The sequence below is a fragment of the Pseudomonas sp. NY8896 genome (genome assembly GCF_039634505.1).
On record NZ_CP132350.1, the window covers coordinates 1,237,168 to 1,249,535 of the forward strand.

Consider the following 12,368-nt stretch of genomic DNA (forward strand, 5'->3'; position numbering starts at 1 on the left):
GCCCTTTTTAGAGCTTGAAATTTCTTTCGTGTATAACAATACCGATAATAAAAACGTAGCGTATTTTGTCCGATTCCGTTAGTTCATTGAAAATTAAGTTCGACGTTATTTTCTTTTTTTATGAACTTTTTTTGAGTTTTAAGTTTTGAGGGCAGTCAATAAATGGCTTAAAATCAACTAAATATCGTGTCAATAGCAAATTGAAAATATATTTAAGGTTGGATAGTAATTGTCAAAATTTAAAAATTAGCGTTCGACCTTAATCGGTGCTTTTATATAAAATTTTATATGTGCTCAATTTTCATGCTTGAACAAGTTCAACCACAAAAATCGACCTTGAGTAAAATGGCGGCGAATGCAGACGATTCCTACAGGTAAAATATGGACGACTTGATCAGCACCGCGTTACCCGGCCCGTGAGCGCTGAAGTTCAGCGAGTCGCCGCCGCGGGCGTAGTACATGTAGATATGCCCGCCATCAAGGAACAGCGCCTTGCGCTTTTCGGTGTAACCGAGCGAGGCGTGGCTGCCTTTGTCGGTGAGGTAGTAGGCCTCGGTCTCGATGATGCGCGCAGCCAGCCACAGGTCGCCGTGGCGATGGCGGATAACCTTGCCGAGCAGGCCCTTGGCCACGGTTTGGGCATCACGGTCGAAAAAGCTGTCGGGCAGGGCTGGCATGCGGACGGTTCGTGGCTGGGGAGGCGGGATGATAGCAATGAATGGCTTAATCGAGGCTGAATCGATCGTGATGTTGGCAGTGTCGTTGTAAGGGGGCAGGCCTTATGAAAGCCCTGTGGGCGTGGGCGTGCCCGCGAAAAGGCCACAACGGGTGGTGAATTTTTCGATAACCCTGGTTACATCTTTCCCGTCCATTGCCCCAGCCATTTTCTACCATCCGCCACCCGCCGCTGGGCGTACACCTGCGCGGCAGTTATAATCAGCCGATTTCCCCTTCGCCAAGACACCGAACCCATGACTGAGTCCGTTCTTGACTATATGACCCGCCTGGGTCGCGCCGCCCGTGAGGCTTCCCGGGTGATCGGCCGTGCCAGCACCGCGCAGAAGAACCGCGCCCTGCAAGCCGCCGCCGATGCGCTGGACGCCGCCCGTGCCGAGCTCACTGCTGCCAATGAGCTGGACCTGGCCGCTGGCCGCGCCAATGGCCTGGAGCCAGCGCTGCTCGACCGCCTGGCGCTGACCCCGGCACGCATCGACGGCATGATCACCGGCCTGCGCCAGGTGGCCAGCCTGCCGGACCCGGTCGGTGCCATCCGCGACATGAGCTACCGCCCATCGGGTATTCAGGTCGGCAAAATGCGCACGCCGCTGGGGGTGATCGGGATCATCTACGAGTCGCGCCCGAACGTGACCATCGATGCCGCCAGCCTGTGCCTGAAGTCGGGTAACGCGACCATCCTGCGTGGCGGCTCCGAAGCCATCCATTCCAACCGCGCCATTGCCACCTGCATCCAGCGTGGCCTGGCCGAAGCCGGCTTGCCGGCAGCCGTGGTGCAGGTGGTCGAGACCACTGACCGCGAAGCCGTGGGCGCGCTGATCAGCATGCCGCAATTCGTCGATGTCATCGTGCCGCGCGGCGGCCGTGGCCTGATCGAACGCATCAGCCGCGATGCCCGCGTACCGGTGATCAAGCACCTGGACGGCATCTGCCACGTTTATGTCAGCCAGCATGCCGACCTGGACAAGGCCTGGAATGTGGCCTTCAACGCCAAGACCTACCGCTACGGCATTTGCGGGGCCATGGAAACCCTGCTGGTCGACCAGCGGGTGGCGGAGCGCTTCCTGCCGGAAATGGCCCGCCGCTTCCAGGAGAAGGGCGTGGAGCTGCGTGGCTGCGAGCGTACTCGCGCGCTGGTCGAGGCCAAACCGGCCACTGAAGACGACTGGCACACCGAGTACCTGGACGCGATCCTGTCGATCCGCGTCGTCGATGGCCTGGACCAGGCCATCGAGCACATCAACCACTATGGCTCGCACCACACCGACTCGATCATCAGCGAACACCAGGGTGAAGCCCGCCAGTTCATGGCTGAAGTCGATTCGGCGTCGGTCATGCTCAACACCCCGACCTGCTTTGCCGACGGCTTCGAGTACGGCCTGGGCGCGGAAATCGGTATTTCCACCGACAAGCTGCATGCCCGTGGCCCGGTCGGCCTGGAAGGCCTGACCTGCGAGAAGTACGTGGTAATCGGTGACGGCCAGCTGCGCGGCCAGGGGACCTGCTGAGTTGAGCAAGGCCCAGGCAGTCCGGCGCATCGGCATTCTAGGCGGCACCTTCGACCCCGTGCATATCGGCCACCTGCGCAGCGCGCTGGAAGTGGCCGAGCTCATGGGGCTGGATGAGTTGCGCCTGTTGCCCAATGCCCGGCCGCCACACCGCGACACGCCACAGGTGGCCGCGCAGGATCGCCTGGCCATGGTGCGTGAAGCGGTGCAGGGCGTTGCTTGCCTGAGCGTCGACGCCCGCGAGCTGGAGCGCGACAAGCCGTCGTACACCATCGATACGCTGGAATCGATCCGAGCCGAACTGGCCGGCAACGACCAGCTGTTCCTGGTGCTGGGCTGGGATGCCTTTTGTGGCCTGCCTGCCTGGCACCGCTGGGAAGAGTTGCTGCAACACTGTCACATCCTGGTGCTGCAACGCCCGGATGCCGACGTAGAACCCCCTGACGAGCTGCGCAACCTGCTGGCTGCGCGCTCGGAGAGCGATCCCACCGCCATGTCCGGCCCGGCGGGAAATATTTCGTTCGTCTGGCAGACGCCGCTTGCGGTGTCGGCTACACAGATCCGACAGCTGCTGGCCAGCGGCAAATCGGTGAGGTTCCTGGTGCCGGACGCCGTACTGGCCTATATCGAGGCGCACGAACTGTATCGTGCGCCCAACTGACGGTGCCTCTGGCGCCTCATCCAACGAGTTGAACGAGTTTTATATGACCAAGCAGAAAATTTACGGCGAAGAACTGGTCGCAGTGACCAAGGCAGCGCTGGAAGACGTCAAGGCCCAGGACATCCAGGTCATCGACGTGCGCGAAAAGCACAGCCTGACCGACTACATGATCATTGCCACCGGTACCTCCAACCGCCAGATCAACGCGATGGCCGAAAAGGTCCGTGAAGCGGTCAAGGCCAAGGGCGCCCAGCCACTGGGTGAAGAAGGCAAAGGCGACAGCGACTGGGTGCTGCTGGACCTGAACGACGTCATCGTGCACATGATGACCGCCGCTGCCCGTCAGTTCTACGACCTGGAGCGTCTGTGGCAGGGTGCCGAGCAAAGCCGTGCCGCCGATGGCAAGCACCACAGCCCGGACCATGCTCACGAGTACTCCGACAAGCTCAAAGACCGCGAATAAGGAAAGCGCTGTGCGTCTGCGCCTGATTGCGGTCGGCTCGCGCATGCCCAAGTGGGTCGAGGAAGGCTGGCATGAATATGCCAAGCGCCTGCCCACCGAGCTGTCGCTGGAGCTGGTGGAAATCCCGCTGAATACCCGTGGCAAGAATGCCGACGTCGCTCGCCTGATCCGTCAGGAGGGCGAAGCCATGCTGAGCAAGGTGCAGCCTGGGGAACGCATTGTCACCCTCGAGGTCCATGGCAAGCCCTGGAGTACCGAGCAGCTGGCCACCGAGCTGGACCGCTGGCGCCTGGATGCGCGCACGGTGAATTTGATGGTGGGTGGCCCGGAAGGCCTGGCGCCCGAGGTTTGCGCGCGCGCCGAGCAACGTTGGTCGCTGTCGCCGCTGACGTTGCCGCACCCGTTGGTAAGGATACTCATCGGCGAGCAGATCTACCGCGCCTGGACCGTGCTGTCCGGGCACCCTTACCACAAATGAGCCTGTAAGCAGTCCGATGTCGCAGCCGATCCGTCTCAAGGACCACGAGAAAGACGCCCGCCTGGTGCGCAACCGCGTCGTGGTCGGCGCGGTGGCGATCATGCTGCTTATTTGCGTGCTGATTGCGCGGCTGTACTACCTGCAGATCATCCAGTACGACTACCACTCCACGCTGTCGGAAAACAATCGGGTGCACGTGCAGCCGATCCCGCCGACCCGCGGGCTGATCTTCGACCGCAATGGGGTGATCGTCGCCGATAACCGGCCCAGCTTCAGCCTGTCGATGACCCGCGAACGCGCGGGTAACTGGCAGGAAGTGCTGGATACCATCGTTGAAGTGCTGGAGCTGACCGACGACGACCGCGCCCTGTTCGAGAAGCGCATGCGCCAGGGCCGCCGGCCGTTCGAGCCGGTGCCGATTCTGTTCGAGCTCAACGAAGAGCAGATCGCCCGGGTGGCGGTAAACCAGTTCCGCCTGCCGGGCGTGGAAGTGGTGGCCCAGTTGGTGCGGCATTACCCGCAGGGCGCGCATTTCGCCCATTCGGTGGGGTATGTAGGGCGGATTAACGAGAAAGAGCTGAAAACGCTCGACCCGGTGAACTACAGCGGCACCCACCATATCGGCAAGACGGGCATCGAGCGTTTCTACGAAGATGCCCTGCACGGCCAGGTGGGTTACGAGGAAGTCGAGACCAACGCCCGTGGCCGTGTGCTGCGGGTGCTCAAGCGTACCGACCCTAAACCGGGCAAGGACATTGTGCTGAGCCTGGACATCAAGCTGCAGGAGGCTGCCGAGGCTGCCCTGGGTGGCCGACGCGGCGCGGTGGTGGCGCTCGACCCTCGGACCGGCGAGGTGCTGGCGATGGTCAGCCAGCCAAGCTTCGACCCCAACCTGTTCGTTACCGGCATCAGCTTCAAGGCCTATGCCGAACTGCGCGACTCGATAGACCGGCCGCTGTTCAACCGCGTGCTGCGCGGCCTGTACCCACCGGGTTCGACCATCAAGCCGGCGGTGGCCATTGCTGGCCTGGACAGTGGTGTGGTCAATGCGGGCAGCCGGGTGTTCGACCCGGGCTACTACCAGTTGCCCAACTACGATCACAAATACCGTAACTGGAACCGTTCCGGTGATGGCTGGGTCGACCTGGACACCGCCATCATGCGGTCCAACGACACCTACTTCTACGACCTTGCGCACAAGATGGGCATCGATCGGCTGTCCAGCTACATGAACAAGTTCGGCATCGGCCAGCGGGTTTCCCTCGACATGTTCGAGGAGTCCGCCGGGTTGATGCCTTCGCGCGAATGGAAGCGTGCTACCCGTCGCCAGGCCTGGTTCCCCGGCGAAACCCTGATTCTCGGCATCGGCCAGGGCTACATGCAGGCCACGCCGCTGCAACTGGCCCAGGCCACTGCATTGATCGCCAACAAAGGCGTGTGGAACCGCCCGCACCTGGCCAAGACCATCGAAGGCCAGGCACCGGTGGACGACAACCCGATGGAAGACATCGTGCTGCGTGACAAGTCCGACTGGGCCAAGGTCACCCATGGCATGGAGCAGGTGATGCACAACGCCCGTGGTACCGCGCGCAAGGCCGCCGCCGGTGCTCAGTACCGCATTGCCGGCAAGAGCGGTACCGCCCAGGTGGTGGCGATCAAGCAGGGCGAAAAGTACGACCGCAACAAGCTCCAGGAGCGCCACCGCGACCACGCGCTGTTCGTCGCCTTTGCCCCGGCCGAGGCCCCGAAAATCGTGGTGTCGGTAATGGTCGAGAACGGTGAGTCCGGCTCTGGCGTCGCCGCGCCGGTGGTACGCCAGATCATGGACGCCTGGCTGCTCGATGAAAATGGCCGGCTCAAGCCCGAGTTCGCGCCTGCCACCGTTACCCAGGAATCGCCTCTGTGATGAACAATTTCGATCGCATGCTCTCCAGCGAGGATGTGATGCGTCGGCGCGCCAGCTTTCTGCAGCGCATCCATGTCGACGGCCCCCTGCTGATCATTCTGCTGACCCTTGCGGCTGGCAGCCTGTTCGTCCTTTACTCGGCCAGTGGCAAGAACTGGGACCTGCTGCTCAAGCAGGCCACCTCGTTCGGCATCGGCCTGGTGTCGATGTTCGTCATCGCCCAGCTGGAGCCGCGCTTCATGGCCCGCTGGGTGCCGCTGGCCTACCTGGCCGGGGTGCTGTTGCTGGTAGTGGTGGACGTGATGGGCCACAACGCCATGGGCGCCACGCGCTGGATCAACATCCCCGGGGTGATTCGCTTCCAGCCCTCGGAGTTCATGAAGATCATCATGCCGGCGACCATCGCCTGGTACCTGTCCAAACGCACCTTGCCGCCGCATTTGAAGCACGTGGCAATCAGCCTGGTGCTGATTGGCGTGCCGTTCATCCTGATCGTGCGTCAGCCCGACCTGGGCACAGCCTTGCTGATTCTCGCCTCCGGCGCCTTCGTGCTGTTCATGGGTGGCCTGCGCTGGCGCTGGATCCTCAGCGTGCTGGCCGCGACGGTGCCGGTGGCGGTGGCGATGTGGTTCTTCGTCATGCACGACTACCAGAAGCAGCGGGTGCTGACCTTCCTCGACCCGGAAAGCGACCCGTTGGGCACCGGTTGGAACATCATCCAGTCCAAGGCGGCGATCGGCTCGGGCGGCGTGTTCGGCAAGGGCTGGCTGCTCGGCACTCAGTCGCACCTGGACTTCCTGCCGGAAAGCCACACCGACTTCATCATCGCCGTGCTTGGTGAGGAATTCGGCCTGGTCGGTATCTGCCTGCTGTTGATCGTCTACCTGCTGCTGATCGGCCGTGGCCTGATGATCACCGCCCAGGCACAGACCCTGTTTGGCAAGCTGCTTGCGGGCAGCCTGACCATGACCTTCTTTGTATACGTGTTCGTCAATATCGGAATGGTCAGCGGCCTTCTGCCCGTGGTGGGCGTGCCGCTGCCTTTCATCAGTTATGGCGGAACATCGTTGGTGACGCTGCTTTCAGCGTTTGGCGTTCTGATGTCGATCCATACGCACCGCAAATGGATCGCGCAGGTTTGAATAAGGTGAACAATTTCATGCAAGCAGTGCGTAACTGGGCTGCCCGTTGTGCGCCGTGGATCGGTGCGGTGGGCCTGTTCGGCGCTGTACAGCTGGCCCATGCCGGTGATTACGAGGGCTCGCCGCAGGTAACCGAGTTCGTTGGCGAAATGAGCCGCGACTATGGTTTTGCCCCTGAGCAACTGATGGGCGTGTTCCGTGAGGTACAGCGCAAGCAGTCGATCCTCGACGCCATTTCGCGCCCGGCCGAACGGGTAAAACCGTGGAAGGACTACCGGCCGATGTTCCTCACCGATGCGCGCATTGCCCGCGGTGTAGATTTCTGGCGCCAGCATGAGGCGGTATTGGCGCGTGCCGAGCAGGAATACGGCGTACCGGCGCAGTACATTGTCGCGATCATCGGCGTGGAAACCTTCTTCGGCCGCAATACCGGCAACTACCGCGTGATCGACGCCCTGTCGACCTTGGGCTTCGACTACCCGCCACGGGCCGAATTCTTCCGCAAGGAGCTGCGCGAGTTCCTGCTGCTGGCGCGTGAGGAACAGCTCGACCCCTTGATGCTCAAGGGCTCGTACGCCGGCGCCATGGGCTTGCCGCAGTTCATGCCAAGCAGTTTTCGCAACTACGCGGTGGACTTCGACGGCGACGGTCATATCAATATCTGGAACAACCCGGACGATGCCATCGGCAGCGTGGCCAGCTACTTCAAGCGCCACGGCTGGGTGGCTGGTGAGGGTGTGGTCAGCCGTGCCTGGATCGAAGGTGAGCGCGCAGACGAAGGCTTGACTACAGGCATCGAGCCGGTGAAAACGGTAGGGGAGTTGCGCGGGCTTGGCTGGTCGGTTCATGATTCGCTGCGCGATGATCTGCCGGTTACCGCCTTCCGTCTCGAGGGCGACAACGGCCCCGAGTACTGGATGGGCCTGAAGAACTTCTATGCGATCACTCGCTACAACCGCAGCGTGATGTATGCCATGGCGGTGCATCAGCTCGCGGAACAGCTGGTTCAAGTACGGGGCGTCAAGTAATGCGTGCAATCATCTCTGGCAACGCTTTCAAGCTGTTCACCTGCCTCGCCGTCGGCGTGGCGCTGGCCAGTTGCTCTTCCAGCCGTCCGACCCAGCAAAGCAGTGGCAATGTCGTGCGCAGCCAGCCGGGCCTGGACATCAACCGGGCGCACAAGGACGGCGCACCGTGGTGGGACGTGGATGTGAACAAGATCCCCGATGCCACGCCGACCGTGCATACCGGCAACTACAAGGCCAACCCGTACACGGTGCTGGGCAAGACGTACTACCCGATGCAGGACTCGCGCAACTACCGCGCCGAGGGCACGGCGTCGTGGTATGGCACCAAGTTCCACGGGCAAAACACCGCTAACGGCGAGCTGTACGACCTGTATGGCATGAGCGCGGCGCACAAGACCCTGCCGCTGCCGGCCTATGTGCGGGTGACCAACCTGGCCAACGGCCGTAGCGTGATCCTGCGGGTGAACGACCGTGGCCCGTTCTATTCCGACCGCATCATCGACCTGTCCTATGCCGCGGCGAAAAAGCTCGGCTATGCGGAGATCGGCACCGCGCACGTGCGCGTCGAGGGTATCGACCCGCAGCAGTGGTGGGCCCAGCGTGGCCAGACGCCGCCGATGGTGCTGAAAGAGCCACAAGTGGCGCAGACCCAAGCGATCCCGGCCAGCACCGGGCGCGTCGAGCAATGGACCCCGCCGCCACAGCAGCATGCGGCGCCGGTGGTGCCGGTTCAGGTAGGTGGCAACAATGTACCCGGCGGCAACGGCGGCAGCTTCCTGCAGGTAGGCGCTTTCGCCAACCCGGACGCTGCCGAGTTGCTGCGCTCCAAGCTCAGCACCATGGTCAGCGCGCCGGTGTTCATCAGCTCGATCGTGCGAAACCAGCAGACCCTGCACCGCGTGCGCCTGGGGCCGATTGGCAGCCAAGGTGAGATCCAGCAAGCACAAGACAGCATCCGCCTGGCGAACTTGGGGCAGGCCAAGCTGGTCACAGCTGACTGACTGTGGAAGCGGGCTTGCCCGGTCCCGCAGGGCAACTCCAAACTGTCGGTTTTGTCATGAATTGCCGGGCGCGCCCATGTACAATGACGGCTTTTGCCCGCAGCGACATAAAGCCGCACGTTCGCGGGCCAGGCCACCGGCCATAAAACTAGACTGACTGGCGCTGGGCACATGATCTTGCCCAGGGAACATCTCAGACCATTAGCGATTTTCGAGAGACGGATGAACATCACCAACCTTGCCAAACGACTTTGCCTGCCTGTACTGCTGATGATCACGCCTGCCGCCTTCGCGGCAGAGCAGATGACGCCGGCGCCACCACAACTGGCAGCCAAGTCCTACGTACTCATGGACGCGTCCAGCGGCAACGTGCTGGTCGAGAACAACGGTGACGAGCGCCTGCCGCCAGCCAGCCTGACCAAGCTGATGACCGCCTACATCGCCACCCTGGACATCCGCCGTGGCCAAATCGGTGAGAACGACCCGGTTACCGTCAGCGAAAACGCCTGGCGTACCGGCGGTTCACGCATGTTCATCAAGGTTGGCAGCCAGGTGACTGTCAGCGACCTGCTGCACGGCATCATCATTCAGTCCGGTAACGACGCCTCGGTCGCCTTGTCCGAGCACATCGCCGGCAGCGAAGATGCGTTTGCCGACATGATGAACAAGACGGCTGCCGACCTGGGCATGACCAACAGCCACTTCATGAACCCGACTGGCCTGCCGAACCCGGAGCACTACTCGTCGGCGCACGACATGGCGACCCTGGCCCGCGCGATCATCACCGTCGACCCGGCTCACTACGCGATCTACTCGCAGAAAGAGTTCTTCTGGAACAACATCAAGCAGCCCAACCGCAACCTGCTGCTGTGGCGTGACAAGACCGTCGATGGCCTGAAAACCGGCCACACCGACGAAGCCGGCTACTGCATGGTGGCTTCGGCCGTTCGTGACGGCCAGCGCCTGATCGCCGTGGTGTTCGGCACCAACAGCGAGCAGTCGCGTGCTGCCGAGACCCAAAAGCTGCTGACCTATGGCTTCCGCTTCTTCGAAACCCAGACCTTCTACCAGAAGGGCACCGAGCTGACCCAGGCTCCGGTCTGGAAGGGCGCCACCGGCCAGATCAAGGCTGGCCTGGCTGACGACCTCACCATGACTATGCCTAAAGGCCAATTGAAGCGCCTGCAGGCTTCGATGACCATGAACCCGCAGCTCACCGCACCGATCGCCAAAGGTGACGTGATCGGCAAAGTGGAAGTCAAACTGGACGAGAAAGTGGTTCACAGCGCCGACCTGATCGCCCTCGATGGCGTCGAGGAAGGTGGTTTCTTCCGCCGTATGTGGGATAGCATCCGTCTATTCTTCTACGGGTTGTTCAACTGATACGTGACCTGCATGCCCCCGCGTATCTCGCGGGGGCGTTGTTGTTGCCACGGCTTACGAGGCCGTTTCCGCCATGAGCGAACCAGACGTCAAGTCGCATAAGATCGAATTCCCTTGCGACGATTACCCGATCAAGGTAATCGGCGATACCGTTGTCGGTTTCAAGGACACGGTCATCGAGATTCTCAGCAAGCACGCCAAAGTCGACCTTTCCACCCTGGCCGAACGCCAGAGCAAGGAAGGCAAGTACACCACCGTGCAATTGCACATCGTTGCCGAAAGCGAGAACCAGCTGCACGATATCAACAGCGCCCTGCGCGCTACCGGCATCGTGAAAATGGTGCTCTGATGTCCGCTTGCCTCGGTTTTCGCGAGCTTGGCCTGCAGCCCTATGAACCGGTGCTGGAGGCCATGCGCCGTTTTACCGAGCAGCGCAGCCCGGACAGCCAGGATGAAATCTGGCTGGTCGAGCACCCCGCGGTCTTCACCCAGGGCCAGGCTGGCAAGGCCGAGCACCTGCTGGTGCCGGGCGACATCCCGGTGGTGCAGACTGACCGCGGTGGCCAGGTGACCTATCATGGCCCCGGTCAGCAGGTGGCCTACCTGCTGCTGGACGTGCGCCGGCTGGGCTTTGGCGTGCGTGAGCTGGTCAGCCGTATCGAACAGGCCTTGATCGGCCTGCTCGCCAGTTACGACGTGCAGGCATCGGCCAAGCCCGATGCTCCGGGCGTCTATGTCGATGGAGCGAAAATCGCCTCCCTCGGCCTGCGAATCCGCAACGGCCGTTCGTTCCACGGCCTTGCCCTGAACGTGGACATGGACCTTGCGCCATTCCGCCGAATCAACCCCTGCGGCTATGCGGGGCTGGCCATGACCCAGCTGCGCGATCTGGCAGGCCCGATCGAACTCGACGAGGTCAGGACAAGGCTGCGCGGACAGCTGGTCAAGCACCTCGACTACGCTGAGCAGACGACCCTCACGGGCGGAATCGACTGAATATGACAACTGTGCAAGAAGCCGTGCCGAACCTGATACCTACCCAGGATGCCACCCCGCGCCCAGCGCCAAAGAAGGTGGAAGCTGGGGTCAAGCTGCGTGGCGCCGACAAGGTGGCGCGCATCCCGGTAAAAATCATCCCTACCGACGAGTTGCCGAAAAAGCCTGACTGGATCCGCGTGCGGATCCCGGTGTCGCCCGAGGTAGACCGCATCAAGCAACTGCTGCGCAAGCATAAGCTGCACAGCGTGTGCGAAGAGGCCTCCTGCCCGAACCTGGGCGAGTGCTTCTCCGGTGGTACCGCTACCTTCATGATCATGGGTGACATCTGCACCCGTCGTTGCCCGTTCTGCGACGTTGGCCACGGCCGGCCGAAACCGCTGGACCTGGACGAGCCGAAAAACCTGGCTGTCGCGATTGCCGACCTGCGCCTGAAGTATGTGGTGATCACCTCGGTGGACCGCGACGACCTGCGTGACGGCGGTGCCCAGCACTTTGCCGACTGCATCCGCGAAATCCGCGCATTGTCGCCGGGTGTGCAACTGGAAACCCTGGTGCCGGACTACCGTGGCCGCATGGACGTTGCGTTGGAGATCACCGCGCAAGAGCCGCCAGATGTGTTCAACCACAACCTCGAAACCGTACCGCGCCTGTACAAGGCCGCACGCCCAGGCTCGGACTACGACTGGTCGCTGGACCTGCTGCAGAAGTTCAAGCAGATGGTGCCGCACGTACCGACCAAGTCGGGCTTGATGCTCGGCCTGGGCGAGACCGACGAAGAAGTGATCGAGGTAATGCACCGCATGCGTGAGCATGAAATCGACATGCTCACCCTCGGCCAGTACCTGCAGCCATCGCGCAGCCACCTGCCGGTACAACGTTTCGTGCACCCGGACACCTTCGCCTGGTTCGCCGAAGAAGGTTACAAGATGGGCTTCAAGAACGTTGCCTCCGGCCCGCTGGTGCGCTCTTCGTACCACGCCGACCAACAGGCTCACGAAGCCAAGATCAAGCTCTGAGCCTAGCGCAGAGCGACCTATGCCGATGCACGCCGTAAGGCGGCATCG

At 61.9% G+C, this 12,368-nt stretch carries 12 protein-coding genes and 1 pseudogene; 12 read left to right on the forward strand and 1 reads right to left on the reverse strand.

From position 1 onward, the window contains the following. Positions 1–386: 386 nt before the first annotated feature. Positions 387–677 (reverse strand): annotated as a pseudogene (locus Q9451_RS05510) (DNA-3-methyladenine glycosylase); the annotation flags it as partial. A gap of 294 nt (positions 678–971) precedes the next feature. Between Q9451_RS05510 and Q9451_RS05515 the strand changes: the two are divergent. The 12 genes from Q9451_RS05515 (at position 972) to lipA (ending at position 12,320) form a co-directional block, all read left to right on the forward strand. Continuing rightward, complete coding sequence (locus tag Q9451_RS05515; RefSeq protein WP_060493402.1) at positions 972–2,243, forward strand: glutamate-5-semialdehyde dehydrogenase; 1,272 nt, start codon at positions 972–974, stop codon at positions 2,241–2,243. A gap of 1 nt (position 2,244) precedes the next feature. Continuing rightward, positions 2,245–2,904 (forward strand): nicotinate-nucleotide adenylyltransferase, encoded by a 660-nt coding sequence (nadD, locus tag Q9451_RS05520; RefSeq protein WP_012274379.1) that lies wholly within the window; start codon positions 2,245–2,247, stop codon positions 2,902–2,904. 43 nt (positions 2,905–2,947) lie between these two features. Further along, positions 2,948–3,367: a ribosome silencing factor gene (gene rsfS / locus Q9451_RS05525; RefSeq protein ID WP_009685825.1), complete on the forward strand. Its 420-nt coding sequence runs from the start codon at positions 2,948–2,950 to the stop codon at positions 3,365–3,367. 10 nt (positions 3,368–3,377) lie between these two features. Further along, positions 3,378–3,845: a 23S rRNA (pseudouridine(1915)-N(3))-methyltransferase RlmH gene (rlmH, locus tag Q9451_RS05530; protein WP_012274378.1), complete on the forward strand. Its 468-nt coding sequence runs from the start codon at positions 3,378–3,380 to the stop codon at positions 3,843–3,845. Between the two features lie 16 nt (positions 3,846–3,861). Then, positions 3,862–5,751, forward strand: coding sequence for a penicillin-binding protein 2 (gene mrdA / locus Q9451_RS05535; protein WP_012274377.1), 1,890 nt, complete (start codon positions 3,862–3,864; stop codon positions 5,749–5,751). A gap of 38 nt (positions 5,752–5,789) precedes the next feature. Next, positions 5,790–6,893, forward strand: a complete 1,104-nt coding sequence (rodA, locus tag Q9451_RS05540) for a rod shape-determining protein RodA (RefSeq protein ID WP_049773313.1) — start codon at positions 5,790–5,792, stop codon at positions 6,891–6,893. Positions 6,894–6,910: 17 nt separating this feature from the next. Further along, a complete protein-coding gene (mltB, locus tag Q9451_RS05545; RefSeq protein ID WP_345960891.1) occupies positions 6,911–7,921 on the forward strand; it encodes a lytic murein transglycosylase B in 1,011 nt (336 codons plus the stop codon). Then, positions 7,921–8,922: a septal ring lytic transglycosylase RlpA family protein gene (locus Q9451_RS05550; RefSeq protein ID WP_012274374.1), complete on the forward strand. Its 1,002-nt coding sequence runs from the start codon at positions 7,921–7,923 to the stop codon at positions 8,920–8,922. Before mltB ends, Q9451_RS05550 begins: the two co-directional genes overlap by 1 nt. A gap of 222 nt (positions 8,923–9,144) precedes the next feature. Further along, complete coding sequence (locus Q9451_RS05555) at positions 9,145–10,305, forward strand: D-alanyl-D-alanine carboxypeptidase family protein (protein WP_012274373.1); 1,161 nt, start codon at positions 9,145–9,147, stop codon at positions 10,303–10,305. A gap of 73 nt (positions 10,306–10,378) precedes the next feature. Then, positions 10,379–10,654 (forward strand): DUF493 domain-containing protein, encoded by a 276-nt coding sequence (locus Q9451_RS05560; RefSeq protein ID WP_003249736.1) that lies wholly within the window; start codon positions 10,379–10,381, stop codon positions 10,652–10,654. Beyond that, positions 10,654–11,301 (forward strand): lipoyl(octanoyl) transferase LipB, encoded by a 648-nt coding sequence (gene lipB, locus Q9451_RS05565; RefSeq protein WP_012274372.1) that lies wholly within the window; start codon positions 10,654–10,656, stop codon positions 11,299–11,301. Before Q9451_RS05560 ends, lipB begins: the two co-directional genes overlap by 1 nt. Before the next feature lie 2 nt (positions 11,302–11,303). Beyond that, entirely contained in the window at positions 11,304–12,320 is a 1,017-nt protein-coding gene (gene lipA, locus Q9451_RS05570) for a lipoyl synthase (protein WP_012274371.1), read from the forward strand. Positions 12,321–12,368 lie beyond the last annotated feature (48 nt).

Excerpts from the sequence above, each read along its gene's own strand:
- lipA (WP_012274371.1), top strand. The coding sequence starts at position 11,304 with ATGACAACTGTGCAAGAAGCCGTGCCGAACCTGATACCTACCCAGGAT.
- rodA (WP_049773313.1), top strand. The coding sequence starts at position 5,790 with ATGCGTCGGCGCGCCAGCTTTCTGCAGCGCATCCATGTCGACGGCCCC.
- Q9451_RS05515 (WP_060493402.1), top strand. The coding sequence starts at position 972 with ATGACTGAGTCCGTTCTTGACTATATGACCCGCCTGGGTCGCGCCGCC.
- Q9451_RS05550 (WP_012274374.1), top strand. The coding sequence starts at position 7,921 with ATGCGTGCAATCATCTCTGGCAACGCTTTCAAGCTGTTCACCTGCCTC.
- mltB (WP_345960891.1), top strand. The coding sequence starts at position 6,911 with ATGCAAGCAGTGCGTAACTGGGCTGCCCGTTGTGCGCCGTGGATCGGT.
- Q9451_RS05560 (WP_003249736.1), top strand. The coding sequence starts at position 10,379 with ATGAGCGAACCAGACGTCAAGTCGCATAAGATCGAATTCCCTTGCGAC.
- rsfS (WP_009685825.1), top strand. The coding sequence starts at position 2,948 with ATGACCAAGCAGAAAATTTACGGCGAAGAACTGGTCGCAGTGACCAAG.
- Q9451_RS05555 (WP_012274373.1), top strand. The coding sequence starts at position 9,145 with ATGAACATCACCAACCTTGCCAAACGACTTTGCCTGCCTGTACTGCTG.
- lipB (WP_012274372.1), top strand. The coding sequence starts at position 10,654 with ATGTCCGCTTGCCTCGGTTTTCGCGAGCTTGGCCTGCAGCCCTATGAA.
- mrdA (WP_012274377.1), top strand. The coding sequence starts at position 3,862 with ATGTCGCAGCCGATCCGTCTCAAGGACCACGAGAAAGACGCCCGCCTG.